Origin of the sequence: Malikia sp. (assembly GCF_028687635.1) — a bacterium.
Classification (GTDB): domain Bacteria; phylum Pseudomonadota; class Gammaproteobacteria; order Burkholderiales; family Burkholderiaceae_C; genus Malikia.
In genome coordinates this window covers 21,536-44,654 of sequence record NZ_JAQTZS010000020.1, presented here as the reverse complement: position 1 = coordinate 44,654, position 23,119 = coordinate 21,536, and the positions used below count along the sequence as shown (strand labels likewise).

The 23,119-nt window shown below is 65.2% G+C and carries 15 protein-coding genes; 7 read left to right on the top strand and 8 right to left on the bottom strand.

Annotation, left to right across the window (positions count from 1 at the left end; genetic code table 11):
• The first annotated feature begins 217 nt into the window (after positions 1–217).
• Positions 218–1,360: a response regulator gene (locus PHR85_RS11545; protein WP_300054438.1), complete on the top strand. Its 1,143-nt coding sequence runs from the start codon at positions 218–220 to the stop codon at positions 1,358–1,360.
• 20 nt (positions 1,361–1,380) lie between these two features.
• The gene (locus tag PHR85_RS11540) at positions 1,381–4,194 is read left to right on the top strand and encodes a PAS domain-containing hybrid sensor histidine kinase/response regulator (RefSeq protein ID WP_300054436.1); all 2,814 of its coding nucleotides are present in this window, start codon (positions 1,381–1,383) and stop codon (positions 4,192–4,194) included.
• Between the two features lie 18 nt (positions 4,195–4,212).
• On the opposite strand, the gene PHR85_RS11535 is transcribed toward PHR85_RS11540, so the two are convergent.
• The 4 genes from PHR85_RS11535 to groES form a co-directional block, all read right to left on the bottom strand.
• The gene (locus tag PHR85_RS11535; RefSeq protein WP_300054435.1) at positions 4,213–6,696 is read right to left on the bottom strand and encodes an adenosylcobalamin-dependent ribonucleoside-diphosphate reductase; all 2,484 of its coding nucleotides are present in this window, start codon (positions 6,694–6,696) and stop codon (positions 4,213–4,215) included.
• 256 nt (positions 6,697–6,952) lie between these two features.
• Positions 6,953–8,644 (bottom strand): SulP family inorganic anion transporter, encoded by a 1,692-nt coding sequence (locus PHR85_RS11530; RefSeq protein ID WP_300054434.1) that lies wholly within the window; start codon positions 8,642–8,644, stop codon positions 6,953–6,955.
• A gap of 118 nt (positions 8,645–8,762) precedes the next feature.
• Positions 8,763–10,409 (bottom strand): chaperonin GroEL, encoded by a 1,647-nt coding sequence (gene groL, locus PHR85_RS11525; RefSeq protein WP_300054432.1) that lies wholly within the window; start codon positions 10,407–10,409, stop codon positions 8,763–8,765.
• A gap of 94 nt (positions 10,410–10,503) precedes the next feature.
• A complete protein-coding gene (groES, locus tag PHR85_RS11520) occupies positions 10,504–10,794 on the bottom strand; it encodes a co-chaperone GroES (protein WP_105746730.1) in 291 nt (96 codons plus the stop codon).
• Positions 10,795–11,017: 223 nt separating this feature from the next.
• On the opposite strand from groES, the gene PHR85_RS11515 reads away from it, so the two are divergent.
• From PHR85_RS11515 to PHR85_RS11505, 3 genes are all read left to right on the top strand, one after another.
• Complete coding sequence (locus PHR85_RS11515) at positions 11,018–12,637, top strand: ATP-binding protein (RefSeq protein ID WP_300054430.1); 1,620 nt, start codon at positions 11,018–11,020, stop codon at positions 12,635–12,637.
• A 141-nt stretch (positions 12,638–12,778) separates the two neighbouring features.
• Positions 12,779–13,771 carry a porin gene (locus PHR85_RS11510; RefSeq protein ID WP_300054427.1) on the top strand — a complete coding sequence of 331 codons (993 nt, stop codon included), beginning with the start codon at positions 12,779–12,781 and terminating at the stop codon, positions 13,769–13,771.
• 342 nt (positions 13,772–14,113) lie between these two features.
• The gene (locus PHR85_RS11505; RefSeq protein ID WP_300054425.1) at positions 14,114–15,202 is read left to right on the top strand and encodes a porin; all 1,089 of its coding nucleotides are present in this window, start codon (positions 14,114–14,116) and stop codon (positions 15,200–15,202) included.
• 101 nt (positions 15,203–15,303) lie between these two features.
• On the opposite strand, the gene PHR85_RS11500 is transcribed toward PHR85_RS11505, so the two are convergent.
• On the bottom strand, positions 15,304–16,707 hold the full coding sequence (locus tag PHR85_RS11500; protein WP_300054423.1) for a Fic family protein: 1,404 nt from the start codon (positions 16,705–16,707) through the stop codon (positions 15,304–15,306).
• A 336-nt stretch (positions 16,708–17,043) separates the two neighbouring features.
• Here PHR85_RS11500 and PHR85_RS11495 point away from each other — a divergent pair, with 336 nt between their 5' ends.
• Together PHR85_RS11495 and PHR85_RS11490 are read left to right on the top strand one after the other, a co-directional pair.
• Complete coding sequence (locus PHR85_RS11495) at positions 17,044–18,027, top strand: porin (RefSeq protein WP_300054422.1); 984 nt, start codon at positions 17,044–17,046, stop codon at positions 18,025–18,027.
• A gap of 119 nt (positions 18,028–18,146) precedes the next feature.
• Positions 18,147–19,640 (top strand): AAA family ATPase, encoded by a 1,494-nt coding sequence (locus PHR85_RS11490; RefSeq protein WP_300054420.1) that lies wholly within the window; start codon positions 18,147–18,149, stop codon positions 19,638–19,640.
• A gap of 47 nt (positions 19,641–19,687) precedes the next feature.
• Here the strand turns inward: PHR85_RS11490 and mrdA are convergent, their stop codons facing one another.
• From mrdA to mreC, 3 genes are read right to left on the bottom strand one after another with little or no spacing between them, the layout of a single operon-like run.
• A complete protein-coding gene (gene mrdA, locus PHR85_RS11485; RefSeq protein WP_300054419.1) occupies positions 19,688–21,622 on the bottom strand; it encodes a penicillin-binding protein 2 in 1,935 nt (644 codons plus the stop codon).
• 6 nt (positions 21,623–21,628) lie between these two features.
• Positions 21,629–22,162, bottom strand: coding sequence for a rod shape-determining protein MreD (gene mreD / locus PHR85_RS11480; RefSeq protein ID WP_300054417.1), 534 nt, complete (start codon positions 22,160–22,162; stop codon positions 21,629–21,631).
• Entirely contained in the window at positions 22,159–23,106 is a 948-nt protein-coding gene (gene mreC, locus PHR85_RS11475; protein WP_300054415.1) for a rod shape-determining protein MreC, read from the bottom strand. The genes mreD and mreC overlap by 4 nt, the downstream gene beginning before the upstream one ends.
• Between the last annotated feature and the right edge of the window lie 13 nt (positions 23,107–23,119).

Genomic DNA, 23,119 nt, shown 5'->3' with positions numbered 1-23,119 from the left:
GAGAAAGAAGTTTTTCTGCTGTCCCGCTGGCCAGTTCCGCAGGGGCGTTGGTAGGGAGGATGCGTTATTGCTGGTTGAATAATGAGATTTGAAAATTTTCACCTCTGTGCCAAGATTTGTGTGGATGATGGCGATCTCCAGATGGTGATTGATCGCGTGTCGCCGGGGGCAGTCCGCCTCACCATCGCCCCGCACCCATGAAGGCGGACTTGTGCTGATGACGAGCTACGCAGCCCCCATACTGGTCGCCGGCGACTCGACGGCGGATGCCGACTTGGTTCGTAAGTTGCTGGCGCATGTCTTCACGCGGCTGGCGGTCTCGACCGCCTCCGAGGACTATGTCGCCGACTTCGAGCGGCATTTGCCCGAGGTGCTGATTCTGGCCTTCAACGGTCTGGAGAAAGCCCGGGGTTATTACATGGGGCTGTGCCGCCTCAGCAAGATCGCGGCCAACCATCCGCACCGCACCCTGATACTGTGCAACAAGACGGATGCCAAGACCGCTTATGAGCTCTGCTGCCTGGAGCATTTCGACGACTACCTGCTGTTCTGGCCGATGACGCTCGACGGCGCGCGCCTGCCGATGTCGGTTCTGCTCGCGGCTCGCGCGATGCAGGCGCAGCGCGAGCAGACGCAACTGGCTGCCTATGTGCGCCAGGTCAAGCATTTGCAAGCCCAGCTCGACCTGCAGTTGACCCAGGGCCTGCAGCACACGGCGCGTGCCCAGGCCAGTCTGATGCAGGCCGAGGTCGGCGTCGGCGATGCCATGTCCGACTTCGCGCAGGCCATGCTCAGCGGGGAGATGAAGGCCGCTGTGACGGTGCAGGATCCCGAACTGCTGCGGCAGGCTTTCACCGAGCTGATGGCTGTCGGGCTGGGCGTCCCGCTGCAGCAGGCGCGCGGTGTCCTGCTGCCTGTCGATGACTGGCTCGATGGCGTCAAGTCCACCATCGAGCAGCTGCGCCCGAGCGACAGCCCGCCGACGCCGCCTCCCGCCAGGCCCACCATCTTGCTGGTCGATGACGATGGCTTCCAGCACAAGCTCGTCAGCCACCTGCTGGCCGACCTGAACTGCGAGCTGGCGTGCGCGAGCTCGGGCATCGAGGCGATTGCCTTGTTCAAGCAGAAGCAGCCCTGCCTGGTCTTGATGGATGTGATGATGCCCGACATCACGGGCATCGACCTGACCCGCTACCTCAAGTCGATGCCCAATGGCGCCGCGGTGCCGATCGTCATGGTGACTGGCAACAGCGACAAGGAGATCCTCGCGCAGAGCTTGCAGGCCGGCGCCGCCGATTTTCTGGTCAAGCCCTTCAAGCGCGTTGTGTTGCACAAGAAAGTGTTGCGCTTCCTGGGCTGACATCCGATGGCTCGCATCCGATGTCCGTCCCTATCTCCGAGTCCGAGAACATGTCGCCATCTACCCATCAGCCCTACACGCCGTCCTTGTTCGTTGCCCAGTCTGGATTGGTGGAGGCGCTCGATCGCATCCAGGCCATCATCAAGTTCGATCTCCATGGCCATGTGCTGCAGGCCAACTCGCTGTTCTTGCAGGCCATGGGCTATGAGTTCCACGAGATGGTTGGTCGCCATCACCGGATTTTCTGTGACCCGGACCATGCGGAGAGCGAGGCTTACGATCGGTTCTGGACCCGGCTGCGCTGCGGCGAGGCGCAGGCTGGCGAGTTTCATTACCTCGGCAAGGATGGCCGGACGGTCTGGCTGCAGGCTTCGTACAACCCGGTCCGGGGGGTCGATGGACAGATCGACCACATCGTCAAGTTCGCCACCGACATCACGCCGGCCAAGCTCGCCGCGGCCGAGTATGAGGGCCAGATGCGTGCGCTCAACAAGGTGCAGGCGGTCGTCGAGTTCGACATGCAGGGTCGCGTGCTGCATGCCAACGAGAACTTCCTGGCCATGTTCGGCTACGGCTTGCAGGAAATCGTGGGCCGGTCGCACAGCCTTTTCTGCGATCCGCTCGATGCCCATGGCGCCGAGTACGAATCGCTCTGGGAGCGCCTGCGCCAAGGGCAGTTCGACTCGGGCGAATACCGCCGGCTCTCCAAGAGCGGGGCAACCATCTGGATCCAGTGCTCCTACAACCCGATCATCGGTCCTGACGATCAACCGTACAAGGTGGTCAAGTTCGCCACCGACATCACCGCCGACAAGAACAACGATCTGCTGCTGCTGCGCACCAAGCAGGCGCTGGAGCTCTCGACCCAGGCGGCCCAGATCGGGTTCTGGGATTACGATATCGCCGGCGATACGCTGCACCTCTCGCCGTTCGGTGCCACCTTGCTCAAGACCCTGCCCGAGGTTCCGCTCGCGCTCGAAAGCCTGCTGGCCCGGGTCGAACAACGCGATATCCTGGAGCAGGCCATCCAGCACGCGACACAGGGCGGTGGCGGCTGGGATCTCGAACTGCTGCTGCAGACCTTCAATGGCGAGCAGCGCTGGCTGCGCATCATCGGCCATGCCGAGCAGATCGAGGGCCGATGTATCCGCCTCAACGGCACCATGCAGGACATCCAAGTCGCCAAGCAGCGCGAGATGGAGTTGCGCCACGCCCAGAAGGTCGCCGAGGATGCCGCCAGGACCAAGGACCAGTTCCTCGCGACCGTCAGTCACGAACTGCGCACGCCGCTCAATGCCATCCTGGGTTTTGGCCAGATGCTGGAGATGGATGAGCATCTGACCGAAGAGAACAAGGATCTCGTTCAGGACATGGTCAATGCTGGCAAGCATCTGCTCGCGCTCGTCAACGACCTGCTCGACCTCGCCAAGGTCAATCACAGCCAGATTCCCGTCACGCTCGTTCCCGTCGCGCTCAACGCCGTGCTCGACGAGTGTGAGGATCTGATCGAGCAGGCGGCGCAGGCCAATGGCATCACGCTCGACATCGCCCGGGAATCTGCGCATCTGATCCAGGTCGATCGGGTGTGGCTCAAGCAGGTTCTAATCAACCTGATGTCGAATGCGGTCAAATACAACCGCCCCGATGGCCGGATCGAGGTCAGAACCCAGCTGGTCGATGAGCGCAGCGTCAGGATACTGGTCTCCGACACCGGCATCGGCATAGAGGAGAAGTATCTCGGCAGTCTGTTCAAACCCTTCAACCGTCTGGGGGCCAAGAACTCGGCGATCGAAGGCACGGGCATCGGCCTCAACATCACCAAGAAGATGGTGAGGAAGATGCATGGCCGCATCGGGGTCAAAAGCGAGGTCGGGGTCGGCAGCACTTTCTGGGTCGAGTTTCCACTGGCCCATGCCAGCGAGGACAGGCCCGGCCAAGAGGCCGAGCCCGGATCTCCGCCCCGAGCCGTTCCGTCCGTGGACCGGCCCGCGGCGCGGCTGGACGCTCCAGCGCTCCGTACACCCTCGCAGCCGATACTGGTGGCCGAGGACAATCCCGTCAATCGCAAGGTGATTGGCCAGCAGCTCAAGCGCCTGGGTTATGCCTGTGAATTCGTCGGGAATGGCAGCGTGGCCCTGTCGCGTTGGCGTGAGCAGTCCTATGCCCTGCTGTTGACCGACTTGCAGATGCCGTACATGGGTGGCTACGAGCTGGCCCAGCATATCCGATCCGAGGAGGGCGAGGGCGTGCGCATGCCGATCATCGTGCTGTCGGCGAATGCCATGGATGCCAGCTGGGACGGCTGGCGCGCGATGGGGGTCGATGATTTCCTTACCAAGCCGGTCAAGATCGACCTGCTCGGCGAGAAGCTGGCGCACTGGATGCGGGTCGTGGACGACGGGGCTTGCCTGGTCGCCGAGCTGGCATCGAGCGTGGTCGAGTCCGACCAGATGCCCGTCGAGGAGGATGTGCTGCCCTCACTGTCCGTGCTCGATCTCGATGTGTTGGCCGAACTGATCGGAGGCGGGCATGAACTCGTGCGTGAATTCCTGCAGGACTACCGGACTTCCGCCGCCGAGCTCGTGCCGCAGCTGCATGCGGGTTTCGCCGAGGCCGAATGGCGCCAGGTCGCGCGCGTCGCGCACACGCTCAAATCCTCGTCGCGTTCGGTCGGGGCCATGGCGCTGGGTGAAGTCTGCGAGCGGCTCGAAAAGGCCGGCACGCAGGGGCAGGCGGATGAGATCGCCCGGCAGATGCCGCTGCTGGAGCGGCAGTGGAACAAGCTCATGCAGGCCATGGCTGCCGCCTTGGCGGCAGCCTCAAGCGTGGCGTGAGCGTGTCCCGGGGAGCGATCAGCCGCAACTGCCCAGGTGGCCGCACTGGGTGCAGTACTCGCAGCCGTCCTTCCTGATCACGGCATGGGCGCCGCATTCGGGGCATTTCTTGCCGGCCATCACGGGCGGAGCCTCGGAGGCGAGCGCCAGGTCCTGCTCCGCCAGCGGCAGGTTGAGCTGTTCGGCCTGCTCGTTCTGTTTCGCGCGCAGCGTCAGGATGTTCTGGATCGCGTAGGCGATCGCCGCCACCTCGGAGTCGTGCCACATCGGGATGCGGGCGCCGTCCTCGCGCTCGTGGGTGCCCAGGCGCACCGGGCCGCGGTCCCAGGCCACCTTGCGCATGTCGCTGAGCGCGCGCTCCAGGAAGCCGCCGCGCGCCGCCAGCGACAGCAGGCGCATGCTCGAGGTGATCCACTGCTGTGACTCGTTGCTCTGGCCGACCGGCATGAAGAACTCGACCGCGCGGTCCACCGTCCCGCCATGGCCGTCGGCCACTGGCAGGAAGGAGACGATCAGGTAGAGCGTCTTCTGGCCTTCCTGGGTCCAGTAATCGAGCTTCTCGGCCACCGCCGACAGCGCGCCCTTGGGGCGGCTCTCGATCACGGTGCGCATCGGGTCGAACGGGGCGGCCGCCACCGGCGTGGTGGCAGTGACCGGAGCGGGTGCAGCGGCCGGAACCGGCTCGGCGGCGGGTGCCGGGGCCGGAGTCACTTCGAGCACCGAGCCCAGGATGCTGTTGGGGCGGTAGGTGGCCAGGCCCTTGAGGCGCGCGTGCCAGGCCTGCAGGTACAGGCCCTTGAAGTCCTCGTAGGGATAGTCGGCCGGCACGTTGACGGTCTTGGAGATGGCGGTATCGACGAAGGGCTGGACCGCCTGCATCATGCCGATGTGGTCGGCCGCCTTCATCTCCAGCGCGTTGACGAAGCCCACCGGCAGCTGGTTCGGGTCGCCGCCGAGCTCCTGCCAGACCCGCCAGGCGTGGTCCTGCACCTGGTACTCGCTGCGGCTGCCGTCGGCCTCGCGCTTCTTGCGGGTGTAGGTCCAGGAGAACGCCGGCTCGATGCCGTTGGAGGCGTTGTCGGCGAAGGCCAGGCTCACGGTGCCGGTCGGCGCGATCGACAGCAGGTGGCTGTTGCGGATGCCATGCTGGCGGATTGCCTGCTGGAGGTCGGCGGGCAGGCGGCTGGCGAAGCTGCCGGCCTTGAGGTAGCCGTCGGCATCGAACAGCGGGAAGGCGCCTTTTTCCCGGGCCAGCTCGACCGAGGCACGATAGGCGGCGTCGCGCATGGTCTCGGCGATGCGGGCCGCCATCGATCGGCCGGCCTCGCTGTCGTAGCGCAGGTTGAGCATCGTCAGCGTGTTGCCCATGCCGGTGAAGCCGACGCCGATGCGGCGCTTGGACCTGGACTCCTCGTTCTGCTGCGGCAGCGGCCACCAGGTCAGGTCCAGCACGTTGTCGAGCGCGCGCACCTGGAGTGCCACGACCTGCTCGAAGGCGGCGAAGTCGAAGCTGGCCTCGCCCTGGCGGCCGAAGGCGTGGCGCACGAAGCGCGGCAGGATCACCGGGCCGAGGTCGCAGCAGCCGTAGGAGGGCAAGGGTTGCTCGCCACAGGGGTTGGTCGCCGCGATGGTCTCGCAGTAGCCCAGGTTGTTGTCGGTGTTGATGTTGTCCAGGAACAGGATGCCCGGCTCGGCGAAGTCGTAGGCCGACTTCATCACGGTGTCCCACAGCTCGCGCGCCGGCACGGTCTGGTAGACCCATTGGCCGTCGGTGCGCTGGCGAGCGCCGGCGGCCAGCAGGTGCTCGCCCGGCATGGCGCGGTGCACCAGATCCCATGGGGCGTCGTTGACCACGGCCTGCATGAAGGCATCGGACACACCGACCGAGACGTTGAAGTTGTTCCAGCGGCCCGGGGTGCGCTTGGCGGTGATGAACTCGCGCACATCCGGGTGGTCGATGCGCAGCACCCCCATCTGGGCGCCACGGCGCGCGCCGGCGCTCTCGACCGTCGAGCAGGACTGGTCGAACACATTGATGTAGCTGCAGGGGCCCGACGCCATCGACGCCGTGCCCTTGACGCGCGCGCCCTTGGGACGGATGCGCGAGAAGTCATAGCCCACGCCGCCACCGCGGCGCATGGTCTCTGCGGCCTCGCGCAGCGCCTCGTAGATGCCCGGGAAGCCCTCGTCGTCCACGCCCTGGATGCAGTCGCCCACCGGCTGCACGAAGCAGTTGATCAGCGTGGCCTGGATGTCGGTGCCGGCCGCGCTCATGATGCGGCCCGCGCCGATCGCGCCGGCGCGCAGGTTCTGCAGGAAGCGCGCTTCGTATTCCTCGCGCAACTCAGGCTGCTCGACCGAGGCCAGCGCGCGCGCGACACGGGCGTACAGGTCCTCGATGCTGGACTCGTCGCCCTTGAGGTATTTCTCGCGCAGCACGTCCAGGCTGATCGGTTGCGGGGCCATTGCATGGGCCGACAGATGCAGGTCGTCGAGTTTCATGTGATCCTTGAGTCTGGTGGGGGCCGCCGGGTGAACCGGTGCCGCAGGGCGGGCAGTGGGGGGGCGCCAGCAGGGGCGCCGCTCGGACTGCCCGAGCCCGAAAAAACCTGCCGCCCGGTCATCCGGACAGCGACCGGATTTTAGCGACGAACCTCAGTCGGCACTAGATGTAGTGCCGCAAATTATTCTTGTCACTACATCTAGTGTTTGTGGTAGAGGTCTCGCGCCCCCGGTCTCGCCCCGGGAGCGAGCCGCCTCAGATCACCGGCCAGGGCTCGCAGGGCATGTCCGCCGGCCGGCCTTGTCGTTGCAGGGCCGACAGCGCTTCGGCATCGGTGCGGTACAGCGCCAGCCGAGGCGACGCCTGCAGACAGCCCGCGCGGCGCAGCGCCCGCTCGACCGGCAGCTTGATGCCGCTGATGTGCAGCGTGATCTGGCGTGCCTGCAGCTGCCGCACCAGCTTGGCGAACAGGTCGACCCCGGTGGCATCGATGTGGTTGATCGGCTGCGCGAACAGGCAGACCTGCTCGGTGTCCGGGTGCCGGGCCAGATGCTCGACGATGGCGCGCTCGAAGTCGGCGGCGGTGGCGAAATCCAGCGCCTCGTCCATGCGCAGCGCATAGGTGTGTGCGGCCAGCGGCGGCAGCTTCCACAGGTGGCGGTCGCGCAGGCTGCCGTCCGGGTGCAGCCCGACCTCGATGATGCGCGGATGCAGGCGCTGGAACACGAACCGGCTCAGCGCCATCAGCACGCCAGCCAGCACCCCCCAGTACAGTTGCGGTGCCGCCAGCAGGGTGATGGCGAAAGTCACGCCCGCGATGACCGCCTCGACCCGCGAGATGCGCCACAGGCGCGCGAATTCGCGCGGCTTGACCAGCCCCAGCACGGCGACCAGCACGATCGCGGCCAGCACCGACTGCGGCACATGGCGCAGCACCGGCGTGAAGACCAGCAGCGCGCCGAACACCACCACGACCGAGAACACCGTGGCCCAGCCGGTGAGCGCGCCCGCATACAGGTTGAGCGCCGAGCGCGAGAAGGACGAACTGGTCGGGAAGGCGCCGCTGAACCCCGCCGCCAGCTTGCCCAGGCCCTGGCCGATCAGGTCCTGGTTCTGGTTCCAGCGCGTGCCCTGGCGCTCGTTGTCGACCTTGGCGCTCGACGCGGTTTCGAGAAAGCTCACCAGCGTGATGATCAGCGTCGGCAGCAGCAGCTGGCTCAAGGTCGACAGTTCGGGCAGCGTCGGCAGGTAGAGCGCCGGCAGACCCTCGGGCAGCGCGCCAATGACGTGGCCGCCACCCGCCTCGAAGTCCAGCGCCCAGGACAGGCCAGCGCTGGCCAGCACGATCAGCAGCACCGAGGGAAAGGCCGGCTTCCAGCACCGCGACAATTGCAGCAAGGCCAGGCTAACCAGGCCGAAGGCCAGCGAGGGCCAGTGCAGGGCGGGCGCCCGCAGCCAGGCGCTCCAGCCCAGGCTGATGCCGAGCAGATCGCGCAACTGCGAGCCGATGATCAGCAACGCCGCCGCCTGCGTGAAGGCCATCAGCACCGGGGCGTTGACCAGATTCAGCAGCCAGCCAAAGCGCATGAAGCCGAGCGCGACCTGCAGCAGCCCCGACAACAGCGCCAGCCAGACCGCCAGCTCGACCCAGCGTGCGCTGCCGGGCTCGGCCAGCCCGCTGAGCGAGGCGCTGACCAGCAGGCAGCTCAGCGCGGTCGGTCCGACCGACAGCCGCACCGAGCTGCCGAACAGTACCGCCAGCAGCGCCGGCAGCATCGAGGCATAGATGCCCGTCACCAGCGGCATGCCGGCCAGCGCCGCATAGGCCACCCCCTGCGGGATCACCATCAGCCCGACGGCCAGTCCCGCCATCGCCTCGCCGCGCAGCAAGGCAGCGTCGGGCCTGGGCCAGGACAGGAAGGGGAACAGGTGGTGCAGTCGAGTCATGGCGGCTGATCGTAAACCGCGCGCCGCGCCGCCAGCGCCGGACGCAAAAAAACCCGCCGGGAAAGCCCCAGGCGGGTTGTTGTTGGCGACGGCCGCTATTGCAGCCGTCAGGCGGGCATTACATGCCCATGCCGCCCATGCCACCCATGCCGCCCATGTCGGGCATGCCGCCGGTCGGCGCGTCGTCCTTCGGGGACTCGGCGATCATGCATTCGGTGGTCAGCATCAGCGAAGCGACCGAAGCGGCGTTCTGCAGCGCGGTGCGGGTCACCTTGGTCGGGTCCAGGATGCCCATCTCGATCATGTCGCCGTAGGTGTGGTTGGCGGCGTTGAAGCCGTAGTTGCCCGAACCGGCCAGCACGGCGTTGACGACCACGCTCGGCTCGTCGCCAGCGTTGGAGACGATTTCGCGCAGCGGCGCTTCGATCGCCTTGAGCACCAGCTTGATGCCGGCGTCCTGGTCGTGGTTGTCACCCTTGAGGGCGCCGATCTGGGCGCGTGCGCGCAGCAGGGCCACGCCACCGCCGGCCACGATGCCTTCTTCAACGGCTGCGCGGGTCGCGTGCAGCGCGTCTTCGACGCGGGCCTTCTTTTCCTTCATCTCGACTTCGGTGGCAGCGCCGACCTTGATCACGGCCACGCCGCCGGCCAGCTTGGCCACGCGCTCTTGCAGCTTCTCGCGGTCGTAGTCGCTGGTGGCTTCCTCGATCTGGATGCGGATCTGCTTGACGCGTGCCTGGATGTCGTCTTCAGCGCCAGCGCCGTCGATGATGGTGGTGTTTTCCTTGCCCACTTCGATGCGCTTGGCCTGGCCCAGATCGGCCAGGGTCACCTTGTCCAGGGTCAGGCCGACTTCCTCGGCGATCACCTTGCCGCCGGTCAGGATGGCGATGTCTTCCAGCATGGCCTTGCGGCGGTCGCCGAAGCCCGGAGCCTTGACGGCGACAACCTTCAGGATGCCACGGATGGTGTTGACCACCAGGGTCGCCAGCGCTTCGCCTTCGACGTCCTCGGCGATGATCAGCAGCGGACGGCCAGCCTTGGCAACGGCTTCGAGCGTCGGCAGCAGGTCACGGATGTTGCTGATCTTCTTGTCGAACAGCAGGACAAACGGGTTGTCCAGCAGGGCAGCCTGCTTTTCCGGGTTGTTGATGAAGTAGGGCGACAGGTAGCCGCGGTCGAACTGCATGCCTTCGACGACGTCGAGCTCGTTCTGCAGCGACTTGCCGTCTTCCACGGTGATCACGCCTTCCTTGCCGACCTTGTCCATCGCGTTGGCGATGATTTCGCCGATCGAGTAGTCGCTGTTGGCCGAGATCGAGCCGACCTGGGCGATTTCCTTGCTGGTCGTGGTGGCCTTGGAAGCCTTCTTCAGCTCGACGATCAGGGCCTCGACCGCCTTGTCGATGCCGCGCTTGAGGTCCATCGGGTTCATGCCGGCGGCGACATACTTCATGCCTTCGCGCACGATCGACTGGGCCAGCACGGTGGCGGTGGTGGTGCCGTCGCCCGCGTTGTCGGAAGTCTTGGAAGCGACTTCCTTGACCATCTGCGCGCCCATGTTCATGAGCTTGTCCTTGAGCTCGATTTCCTTGGCCACGGACACGCCGTCCTTGGTCACGGTCGGAGCGCCGAAGGAACGCTCCAGCACCACGTTGCGGCCCTTGGGGCCCAGGGTGACCTTGACCGCGTTGGCCAGGATGTTCACGCCTTCGACCATGCGAGCGCGTGCGTCAGCGCCGAAAACAACGTCTTTTGCTGCCATTTTTCAGATTCCTTAAATATTTGAAAATCTATAGTCAGTTGGGGACAGAGTCAGCGTGCGCTACGCGCGTCGCTGGGTCTGTCCCACAAAATCGTCAGGCTTCGACGACTGCGAACAGGTCGTCTTCCTTCATGACCAGCAGCTCGTCGCCGTCGATCTTGACGGTCTGGCCGCTGTACTTGCCGAACAGGACGCGGTCGCCGACCTTGACGGTCAGGGCCTTGGTTTCGCCCTTGTCATTGGTCTTGCCCGGGCCGACGGCCAGCACTTCGCCTTGGTCGGGCTTCTCGGCGGCGTTGTCGGGGATGTAGATGCCCGAAGCGGTCTTGGTTTCGTTTTCCAGGCGCTTGACGATCACGCGATCGGCGAGGGGACGCAGTTTCATGGGATTTCCTCCGAAATTCAAAGACACAGGGGTTGCCAGGACTGGCCCGGGCGCTGTTAGCACTCGTTGCCATTGAGTGCTAATCATAAGGGCTGGTTCGTGCCTTTTCAAGAGCCGGGTGGCGCAAAAGCCGCTCGGCTCCTGTTCGGGCCGCCCTGAGCCAGTCTGGTGAAGCAGTCTGGTGGATTTGGCAACGCACCCGTCCAGCACGCACAATCCCGCCATGAGCCACCGCAAGAAGCTGCCGATCGGTATCCAGACCTTCGCCGAGATCCGGCAGGAAGGCCACTACTACGTCGACAAGACGCCGCATGTCCTGCGCCTGATCGACGAGGGCAAATACTATTTCCTGAGCCGACCCAGGCGCTTCGGCAAGAGCCTGCTGCTCGACACCATCGCCGAGTTGTTCGAGGGCCGGCGTGAACTGTTCCAGGGCCTGCACGCCGAACGGCATTGGGACTGGTCCCAAACCTACCCGGTGATCCGCATCAGCTTCTCGGACGGGGTGCTGCGCAGCCAGCAAGCGCTGGAGCAGAAGATCCGCGAACTCCTGCGCGCGCAGCAAGAACGCCACGACATCGAGTGCCGCAACACCAGCATTTCGGGCTGGTTGGCCGAGCTGATCCAGGAACTGCATGAACAGAGCGGCCAGCGCGTGGTGGTGCTGATCGACGAGTACGACAAGCCCATCCTCGACAACATCACCGAGCCCGAGATCGCGCGCCAGATGCGCGACGGCCTGCGCGACCTGTATTCGGTGCTCAAGGGGCAGGACGCGCACATCAAGTTCGCGCTGCTCACGGGGGTGAGCAAGTTCAGCAAGGTGTCGCTGTTCTCGGGGCTCAACAACCTGCGCGACATCACGGTTTCGGCGGCTTATTCGGCCATCTGCGGCTACACCGACGAGGACGTGGACCAGGTATTCGCTCCCGAGCTACCCGGACTCGACCGCGACGAGATCCGGCGCTGGTACAACGGCTACAACTGGACCGGCACCAGTGTCTACAACCCTTTCGATCTGCTGCTGTTGTTCCAGGAGCGCCAGTTCAAACCCTACTGGTTCGAGACCGGCACGCCGACCTTCCTGGTCGAGCTGCTGATGCAGCGCCAGACCTTCACGCCCGAGCTGGGGCAATGGGTGACGATGGACAGCCTGTTGTCGACCTTCGACGTCGATGAGATCAGCAGCGAGGCCTTGCTGTTCCAGAGCGGCTACCTGACGATAGGCAGCCAGTTCAAGATGGGTGCACGCACCGAATACACGCTCAAGTACCCGAACCAGGAGGTCGAGGCCAGCTTGAACGGTGTGCTGCTGCAGGCGCTCACCGCCCGCTCGACCGAGACGGCGCGCCAGAGCGGGCGCCTGTATCGGCTGCTGCTGGCCAATGACTTCGCCGGTCTGCAGGCGCTGTTCACCGCCTTCTTCGCCAGCATACCGAACGACTGGTATCGCAGCAACAAAATTGCCAGTTACGAGGGCTATTACGCGAGCGTGTTCTACAGCCACTTCGCCGCGCTGGGGCTCGACATCCGGCTCGAAGACGTGACGAACCAGGGCCGCATCGACATGACGGTGCTGTTCAACGGGAATGTGTACCTGTTCGAGTTCAAGGTCGTCGAGCTGCTGCCCGAGGGCCGGGCGCTGCAGCAGATCAAGGACCGGGGCTATGCCGACAAGTACCGCGCTCGCGACGAGACCATCCACCTGATCGGGGTGGAATTCAGCAAGGAACGGCGCAGCGTGGTGGGCTTCGAGGTCGAGACGCTGGCTGCCGGAGCATGCGAGGAGCGCCATCCGGGTTTGCCCTTGGTAGGCCGCTCGGGAAAAGTGTCGTTTTTATGACACGGTTTGCCGCGAAAAATCAGGGTAAACCTTTATATTGGGGCCAAATTCTGGTGAAATTGGCTTGCGTCATCGTTTGCGACGACGACTGTCTCTGCGGCGCCTCGTTGCGCTGAACCCCAACCCCAAGAGGAATTCAAAATGAAAAAGTCTCTGATCGCTATGGCCGTGCTGGCCGCTGCTGGCGCCGCTTCCGCTCAATCTTCCGTGCAGCTGTACGGTATCGCTGACGTGTGGGTCGGTGCCCAAAAGATCGGTGCTGCCAAGGCCCAGACCGTCGTCGAAAGCGGCGGCGTTGACGCCAGCCGCTTCGGCCTGAAGGGTTCGGAAGACCTGGGTGGCGGTCTGAAGGCCATCTTCACCTTGGAGCAAGGCTTCAACCTGGACACCGGTGCGCAAGCTACCGCTGGTCAGGCTTTCAGCCGTGAAGCCTCGGTTGGCGTGGCTGGCAACTTCGGTACCGTCAAGCTGGGCAAGGTCTGGACCGCTTATGACGACGTGCAGAATGCTTCCAATCCGGTGTTCGATTCGGCTCTGACCCCGTCGGCTGGTGCCTTCGCCACCACTGCAGCTGCCACCGGCTACCTGGCCAACCCGGCTAACGGCATCAAGTACACCTCGCCGTCCTTCGCTGGTGTCACCGGCATCGTGAGCTACGCCCTGGACGAGAATACTGCTGGCAACGCGGAAGTCTCCGCTCTGGCAGTTCAGTACGCCAACGGCCCGCTCGCCGCTGCCGTTGCCTATCAGAACCAGCAAGCTGTTGGCTTTGTCAATTCCATCGAGTTCACCAACCTGAACGCTTCGTACAACCTGGGCGTCGTGACCCTGAAGGGCAGCTACGCTCAGCGCGACAACAACAACGGCATCAAGGACAAGGAATACCAACTCGGCGTCGACTACCCGCTGGCTTCCAACCTGATCCTGTCGGCTGGCTACGCTTCGTCGGAAAACAAGGACAAGGGCGTCAAGCAGTCTGACAACAGCGGTCTCGGCCTGGCTGCCGCCTACCTGCTGTCCAAGCGCACCACCGCCTACGCTGGCGTGCGCAGCACCAAGCTGGACCACGTCAATGCTGCTATCGCCGACGTGACCACCAACGTCTACGCCGTTGGCGTCAAGCACGCTTTCTGATCTGACGCTGGCGTAAGCCAGCGCGAGGTCTAGCAATCCAAAGAACCCACCGTGGTAACGCGGTGGGTTTTTTGTCGTGTGCGCCCGGCAAGGGCGGGTTCTGCGGTGGCGATCGCAGCAGCATCGCGACAAATAAAGTGTCGCGAAACAGGTGCCTCGACACAAGTGATGGCATGTCATATCATGAATTTCATGTTGCTTAATTGATACAGTTTTTCTGGTTATTCGGGTCTTTGTGGATATTCAGGCTGGCTGTATGATGTAATTGATCCGACGACCCAGGGGGGTCGGGCTGCTACGGTAACGCGGCAGCCGGAGTCAATTCATCACTGGAGTACTGACATGAAAAAGAGTCTGATTGCCCTGGCCGTGATGGCCGCCGCTGGCGCCGCTTCCGCCCAATCCTCCGTGCAGCTGTACGGCCTCGCCGACGTCTGGTTCGGTTCTGCCAAGACCGAAGTCAACGGTAACAGCGTGACCAACACTGCGGTCGAAAGTGGCGGCATCAACACCAGCCGCTGGGGTCTTAAAGGTTCCGAGGACCTGGGCGGCGGCCTGAAGGCCAACTTCCAGCTGGAGCAGGGCATCAACCTGGACACTGGCGCGGCCCAGGACAGCTCCAAGGCCTTCAGCCGTCAGTCCTGGGTGGGTCTTTCCGGCGGCTTTGGCGAAGTCCAGCTGGGCAAGGTCTGGACTTCGTATGACGATGTCCGCGCGGCGGCCAACGACACCTTCAACGCCAACATCGCGGCGTCCAACCGCGCCTGGCTGGGTTACTCCGACCGCACCGACAACGGCCTGAAGTTCATCAGCCCGAACTACGGTGGTTTCAGCGGCTCGCTGACCCTGGCCCTCGGCGAGGACAAGAACACCGACGCGGATAAAAACAACAGCGCCAGCAGCGTGGCTTCGCTGGGTCTGCATTACGCCAACGGCCCGGTGGTCGTGGGCTTCGCGCACCAGAGGCAGAAGCAGAGTGGCATCGGTGGGGTCTTCTCTGCCCTTCCGGGCGTGGCCGCCGCCGAGTTGCAAGCGCTGCTGCCGACGGGTCTGCTCCAGGGCAAGACCACGTACAACGTGCTGAACGGCTCTTACAACTTCGGTATGGCCAAGCTGGTGGGTGGTCTCAGCCACGTCAAGCAGACCATCGATGGCGCGCCCGATTCGCTCAAGGCCAAGGAATTCAACCTGGGCGTCGAAGTCCCCTTGGCTGCCAACCTGAACCTGGGTCTGGGCTATGCGCGCTCGAAAGTTGAAGATTCTGGCAATGACCTGTTCAAGACCACCGGCTATACCGGCGCCCTGGTCTACAGCCTGAGCAAGCGCACCTCGGTCTACGGCGCCCTGACCCAGGCCAAGCTGGATGTCGATAACAGTCCCAGCGAAGCCAAGTCGACCCTCTACGGCGTTGGCGTGAACCACAAGTTCTGATGCCCGTGCTGGCCTGAGCCAGTTCGCAAGTTGGAAGCGAAAACCCACTGCAGCGATGCGGTGGGTTTTTTGTCGCGTGCGCCAGGCAAAGGTGGGCTCGATCATGCTTCACGACGATGATGACTCTGCCAGGCTGCGAGTTCCAGCGGGCGGATGCCGAACCGCACCGCGTTGCCTGCGTGCAGTGCGTCGAACTCGGCCAGAACCAGCCGTATGAAGTGATCCTGTTCAGCTTGCGGCACGGTAGCGGGGATCTTGTCCCTGATCGCGTGCTCCGTGGCCGCTTCGTCCTGGCGCACGATGGCGGCAACCACCTCGGCCAACGCCTGCCGATGGCGCAGGCGGAACAGGTCCGGCAGCACCAGGGTTTGTCGCACGGCGACGTACTGCTGACAGGAGCGCTCGTAGGCCCAGACAAACAGGTCGCGCAACAGCTCGATCCGGTTCAGCTCGTAAACCCCGATCATCGCGTTGACGTAGGCCTGCTGGGGCACGTCGATGAAGGACAAGGGGCACAGGTTGTGGCGGATGAACGGGATGTTGGCGGCCAGCCGGGACACGCGCTTGTTCACGTCCTCGAAGGGTTGCAGGTAAGGCAGATGCACCATCAGGAAGAACGCTTGCTCGAACGGGTCGGCAATCTCCGCTGCCATTTGCACCACGATGCCGAACAGTTCTTCCAGGCGCTGAGGCAGCGCAATCGGCAGATAGACGCTGCCCCCGATTTCCACTGCGCGGCGACGGATGCGGCCGACCGCCGCCGGGTCCGCCATCAGGCCGTCCGACAGGAAGGCATGCAGCGCGATGAGCGTGCCCGTGTCCACGCGGGTGTGTTCCGGGTTGAGCACCAGATACTCGATGGCCTGCTTGTGGTTCAGGATCATCTGCGTCTCGAAGGCATCCTTGCCCGCCGCAGCCTGGCCGTATTCGATCAGCCGCTCGGTGTCCAGTCTGCTGTAGGTGTTGCCTTCCAGGTGGGATGAAGCCCACGAGAGATCAATCAGCAAGCGGTTGAGGATGTCGCGGGCAAAGGTGCCTGCGGGGGTCTGCTGTGCAGGTGATCGGCCCAGCGCATGCAATTGCTCGCGCAAGCCTTGCGGCAAGTAGGCGGTGTGGTTCGGGTGGTACGCCTCCAGGAATTCCAGCCGGTAGCCGACCGGGCCGCGAAGCTGGCGTGGCTGAACGACGTAGGCCCTGATGGCCTCGCCTTCTGCGGAAATCGGGAAGCGGGCCTCGGTTGAAGCGTGAAGGGGAGTTGCCGGTTGGGCAGGTAGGCTGGCGCTGCCGCCCGGCGCCGCTGCACGGCGGTAGCGGACAGCGCGGCCTTCACCGTGCATCTGGAGGCGTTTTTGCGCCACCAGCAAGGCCAGTCGCCGCTGCAAGGTGCGGCGCTGCCACCTATCACCCAGTTGGCGCAGAAGGGCGTCAATGCCCACGCCCTCAGGATCATCTGATATCAGTTCGACAAGGAAATCCAGCTCTTTTTGTTGGGTGATGGGCGGCATGTGGCGGGCTCTGCGGTGGTGATCGCCGCAGTATCGCGACAAATAAAGTGTCACGCAAGCAGTATCACGACAAATAAAGTGTCGCGAAACAGGTGTCTCGGCATCAAAAATAGTCGGCAGATTGCCGTTCTGATGCCAGCGTTGGCCTGCTCCCACCCGGCGCTTGCCTATGGTTAACCCTCGTTTGTTGCATGATCGCAACGTTTTCTGGGTGTCAGGCCGCCTCGGTTCTTGGCCGGGCCGAGCCTCTCTGCTTTAATTCCTACAGCTTCACACGCTGGAAGTCAGGCGCGGCAAGGTGCTGCGACCGAAGTAAACAACTTTTGGAGAACCCCCATGAAAAAGAGTCTGATCGCTCTGGCCGTCCTGGCCGCCGCTGGTGCCGCTTCCGCTCAATCCTCCGTGACCCTGTATGGCCGCCTCGACGCTGGCCTGGTCAACGTCAAGGACGAGATCAATGGTGACGGCGTCACCCGCAACAAGCTGGAGTCCAACGTCCTGAACAACAGCCTGTGGGGCATGAAGGGCTCCGAGGACCTGGGTGGCGGCCTGAAGGCCAACTTCGTGCTGGAACAGGGGATGAGCGTTGATACCGGTGCACCGGCTAACGCTGAGCGCGCTTTCCATCGCCAAGCCACCGTCGGTCTGTCGGGCAGCTTCGGTTCCGTTGACCTGGGCCGCAACTACCCCGCCTACGACACCATCCGCACCCTGGTCAACAACACTGCCGACACCAACATGGCAGTGACCAACGAGGTGTTTGCCAACGGTGGTGACTACACCAACCGTACCAACAACTCGATCCGCTTTAACTCCGCTGACTACAGCGGCTTCAGCGGTGCCGTGTCCTACGGCTTCGGCGAGAACAAGGATGTCACACCGGGCGCGAAGTCGACCGACCAAGTCTCGCTGAACGTCAAGTACGCCAACGGCCCGGTGCTGGCCGCCTACGCTCACCTGAGCGACAAGCAGGCTGATGGCAGCTCGAAGAAGTACAACCTGATCGGTGGTGCCTATGACTTCGGCGTCGTCAGGCTGAACGCTGGTTACAACACCACCAAGCGCACTGGCAGCGACGACAAGGAATACCAAGTCGGCGTGTCGGCTCCGTTCGGCGCCACCACCGTGTACTTCGGCTACGCCAACTCCAAGACCGATCCGGATGTGGGCGCTACCGTCAAGCGTTCGGGCTTCGATCTGGCTGCCACCTATGCCCTGTCCAAGCGCACCACCGCTTACGCTGGCTACAAGACCTACGAAGTCAAGGACGCCAACAAGGAATTCACCGCCGTCGGCGCTGGTATCCGTCACGTCTTCTGATTTCCCGCTGGCGTGAGCCAGCTGGTCTGAAGCAAACAAAAAGCCTGACCGCGCAAGCCGTCAGGCTTTTTGCTGTCCATCAGTGATCATGTGGCGCGGGTGGGCGGCACAATCCCCGCATGGACCTCAGCCCCTGCCTGCCCGGTGCCGTCCGGATCGACACGCATATCTCGACCGTCTGGCTCGCCGGTGACTACGCCTACAAGCTCAAGAAGCCGGTCAGCCTGCCGTTTCTGGACTTTTCGACGCTGGAGCGGCGCCGCTTCTTCCTGGAGGAGGAGCTGCGCCTGAACCGGCGCACCGCGCCCGAGCTCTACCTCGATCTGCTGCCCGTCACCGGCGGCGCTGCGGCCCCCGTGCTGGGCGGCGTGGGCGAGCCCATCGAGTGGGTGCTGCGCATGCGGCGCTTCCCCGCAGGGGCCTCGCTGTCCGAGCTGGCCGCATCCGGGCAGCTGCAAGCCAGTCACATCGATGCGCTGGCCGCCCATGTGGCGGACTTTCACCAGTCACTACCTGCTTTGCCGGCAGAGTCGGCACCGGCCAAGGAGGTGGTCGAGTGGACGCGCGAGAGCCTGGACGAGGCCGAATCCAACCCCCTGCGTCCGCCCGCGATCGACTTGGCGCGGGTGCTGGCGCTGCGCGAGCGGCTGCTGGCGCGCCTTGAGGCCCAGGCGGCCTGGCGTGCTGCTCGGCTGCGCGACGGATTCCTGCGCGAAGGCCATGGCGACCTGCATCTGGGCAATCTGGTGCTGTGGCGGGGCGGGGTCATCGCTTTCGATGCGATCGAGTTCGAGCCCGCGCTGCGCTGCATCGACCTGATGAACGATGTCGCCTTTGCCTTCATGGATCTGCTGGCCTGCGGGCGGGTGGAGCTGGCCTGGCGCTTCGTCAACGGCTATGTCGAGCGCAGCGGCGACTTCGACGGGCTGGTCGGGCTGCGTGCCTTCGCGGCCTACCGTGCGCTGGTGCGGGCCAAGGTCGCGCTGCTGTCCGGGCAGCCGGAGGGTTTCCTGCGCTACTGGCCCTTGGCCGAGGCGCTGGCGGCCGATCCGGCGCCGCCGCACCTGCTGCTGGTCATGGGCCTGAGCGGTGCCGGCAAGTCCACGCTGGCAGCCCTGCTGGCCGAGCAGTCGGGCGCGATCCGGCTGCGCTCGGATGTCGAGCGCAAGCGCCTGTTCGGGCTGGCAGCGACCGACCGGCCCGCGCCGGGGCGGGCGCTCTATGGCGCCGAGGCGACGCGACTCACCTATGCGCGCTTGTCCGCGCTGGCCGAGGGGCTGCTGGTCGCGGGCCATTCGGTCGTGGTCGATGCCGCGCTGCTGCGTCAGGCCGAGCGCGCGGCGTTGCGCGCGTTGGCGCGCCGGTTGGGCACGCCTTTCCTGCTGGTCGAATGCGTCGCCAGCCAGCAGCGGATGGAGCAACGGCTGGTGGCACGCGCCGCCGCCGGGACCGACGCCTCGGACGCTGGCATCGAGGTGCAGCATCGCCAGCGCGAGTGGGCCGAGCCGGTCCCGGCTGACTGGGTGCCAGAGCACCGCCTGGTCGCCAATGACGGCAGCCTGGCCGATCTGCAGGCAGCCGTCGTGGCACTGCTGGCCGAGGCAAGGCGCTGATCGGCAAGACCGGCTGGCGCTGAAGCGCTCGGCGCCGGCTCGCTTGCTCAGTCGAGTTCGCTGGCCTGGCGGAAAGGTCCGATCGGTCTGGACGATTGGCCGGCCTGGGTCGTGCGGATGTCATCCTCGCTCGGGTAGCGGCCGAGCAGCAGGTAGTCGAACACGCGGCGCGCGATCGGCGCGGCGCTGGCGGCGCCGAAGCCGGCGTTTTCCACGATCACGGCGAGCGCGACCCGAGGCTGGTCCACCGGCGCGAAGGCGGAATAGAGGGCGTGGTCGCGCTGGCGCTCGGCCAGCTTGGCGGCGTTGTACTTGTCCTTCTGGCCAATGGTAACGGCCTGCGCGGTACCCGTCTTGCCGCCGCTGCGGTAGGGGGCGCCGGCAAAGACCCGGGTACCGGTGCCCTCGGTCGTCACGCCTTCCATCGCGTTGAGGACGGTGGCGACATGCGCGGGCTTGTAGCCCAGCGATTCACCCGGACCGACGTTGGCCGGTGTCTCGGCCCGGTTGACCACGTCCTGCGTGCCCAGCAGCACATGAGGCTTGTACTTGATGCCGCCGTTGGCCAGTGTCGCGGTCGCATGCGCGAGCTGCAGCATGGTGAAGCTGTTGTAGCCCTGACCGATGCCCAGCGAGATGGTCTCGCCGGCGTACCACCTGCGCTGCTCGGGGCGCTTGTAGGTCTTGCGCTTCCATTCGGTGCTGGGCAGCACGCCGCGCACCTCGCCGCGCAGGTCGATGCCGGTGATCTGGCCGAAGCCCAACGGCGCCATGAAGTCGTGGATGGCGTCGACGCCCAGGTCGTTGGCGAGCATGTAGTAGTAGACGTTGCTCGATATCACGATGCTGCGCTTCATGTTGACCGCCCCGAGACCGCCGTCGCCGTGGCTGCGGAAGCGGTGGCCGCCGAACTCCCAGTAGCCGGTGTCGTTGATCACGGTCTCGGCCTTGCGCTTGCCCAGTTCGAGCGCGGCCAGCGCCATGAAGGGCTTGTAGGTCGAGCCCGGCGGGTAGGTGCCGCGCAGCGCGCGGTTGAGCAGGGGTTTGTCGAGCGACTCGTTGAGCGCCTTCCAGTTGTCGACGTCGATGCCCTCGACGAACAGGTTGGGGTCGAAGGTCGGCTTGCTGACGAAGGCCAGCACCTCGCCATTGCGCGGATCGATCGCGACCAGCGCGCCGCGACGATCGCCGAACAGATCCTCGACCATTTTTTGCAACTTGATGTCGATCGTGAGCCTGACCGTGTTGCCGGGTGTCGCGGGGGAGTCGGCCAGCTTGCGCACCGCGTGGCCGCCAGCCGAGGTCTCGACCCGCTCGAATCCGGTGACGCCGTGCAGCACCGACTCGTAGCTTTGCTCGACCCCGAGCTTGCCGATGTATTCGGTGCCGCGGTAGTTGGCGATCTCCTCGTCCGGCCAGTCCTCCATCTGTGTCTTTTCACGCGCGTTGATGCGGCCGATGTAGCCGATCACATGGCTGGCGGTCTCGCCCAGCGGGTAATGGCGGAACAGGCGGGCCTGGATCTCGATGCCCGGAAAACGGTAACGCTGGGCGGCGAAGCGGGCGATCTCCTCGTCGCTGAGTCGGGTGCGGATCGGGACCGAGTCGAAGCGGCGCGACTCCTCGGACAGTCGCTTGAAGCGGCGCAGGTCGCGCGGCTGGATCTCGACCACCTTGCCGAGTTCGGCCAGCACCTCGTCGAGCTTGCCGGCCTTGGAGGGCGTGATCTCCAGCGTGTAGGCCGAATAGTTGTTGGCCAGCACCACGCCGTTGCGGTCCGTGATCAGGCCCCGGTGCGGGACCACGGGCAGCACCGCGATCCGGTTGGATTCGGCCTGTTCGAGCAGGTCCTCGTGCCGGATCACCTGCAGGTACACCATGCGCGCGAGCACCAGCCCGAAGCAGAAGGCGGCGAACAGGCCCGCGATCCAGACCCGGGAGCGGAACTGGTCCAGTTGCTGCTTGAGGTTGCGCAACTCCATGGCGACTCAGATCGGACGGTTGCCGTCGGGGTCGTGCGGTCGGCGCTGCGGCGCCAGCAGCAGCCAGGTGGCCGGCAGCCAGAGCAAGGCCTCGGCCAGCGGCGCCAGCAGCGCGTCCCAGCCCGGCCAGCCCGACCCGGCCAGCAGGCGCACCAGCCATTGCAGCGCGTGCGCGGTCAGCAGCAGCGGCAGCACATGCAGCGCCTGCGTCGGCAGCGCGAACCAGAGCAGTCGCCGGTGCACCTGCAGGCCCAGGAAGCCGAGCACCGAGAAGGCCAGCGCGTGCTGGCCCAGCAGCGCGCTCTGGTGCACGTCGAGCATGAGGCCCAGGACGAAGCAGGCCATGAGGCCGACCCGTGATGGCTCGTGCACGACCCAGAACAGCAGCGCGACCGCCAGCAGGTCGGGCGTCCAGGCGGCGCGCCCGGTCAGGCCCATGTTGAGCGCCATGTCGAGCACCAGCGAGAGCAGCAGGCTCAGCCAGACGAACCAGGGCCTGACCGGCAGCAGCAGCTGCTGGTGGCCGGCGGGCATGATCATTGCGATCCCTCCGTTCCGGGGCGGCCGGGTTTGCCGGTGCGACCGTTGGCCGGCTTGGGCGGAACGAGCGGCCTGATGCCCTCGTCGGTCGGCTTGCCGGTCGGCGGGTCCAGCACCAGCAGTTGCAGCGAATGCTCGGTGTGCGCCATCGGTTGGCAGAGCACGCGCGCGTAGCCGCCTTCGCCCTGGCGCGTGACGCTGTGGATGCGCGCCACTGGCAGGCCGGGCGGGTAGACGCCGTCGACGCCGCTGGTGGTCAGCAGGTCGCCCACCTCCAGGTCGGCGCTGGCCGAGACGAAATGCAGCTCAAGCAGCCCCAGCCGGGGCTGGCCATAGGCGACGCTGCGCTGGCCAGTGCGGGTGTTGAGTACGGGGATGGCCTGATCGCGGTCGGTCAGCAGCGTGATCTCGGAGACCAGCGGGTAGACGCGCGTGACCTGACCCAGCACGCCGTAGCCGTCCATGACGGGCGAGCCGGGCTTGATGTCGTGCGTCTCGCCACGGTCGATCACGAGCTTGCGGGTGTAGGGGTCGGCCGCGTCGTAGAGCGCCTCGGCGCCATGGGCCTTGACGCTCAGCCGCTCGCGCATGCCGAGCAGGGCGCGCAGTTCGCGATTCTCCTGGCCCAGGTGCTCGACCTGGGCGGCGCGCTGGGCCTGGCGCGTCAGCTCGGCACGCGCCAGCGCGGCCTCCTGTTGCGCGGTCTGCAGGTTGCCGAAATAGCCGCCGCCGGCCTGCAGGGCGCGTATCGGTGCCAGCGCCAGCCATTGCAGCGGCGTCAGCGCGGTGGCCACTGCCGCGCGCACCGGCGCGCCCAGCTGCAGGCGGGTGTCGACCACCATCAGCAGCACCGACAGCGCACCCAGCAGCAGCAGCTTGGACAGGGGCGTGAGGCCCTGCCGGAACAGCGGCGGGACCCGGCGGTCTACGGTCGCCTTGGGCATGGCCCGAGCCGCT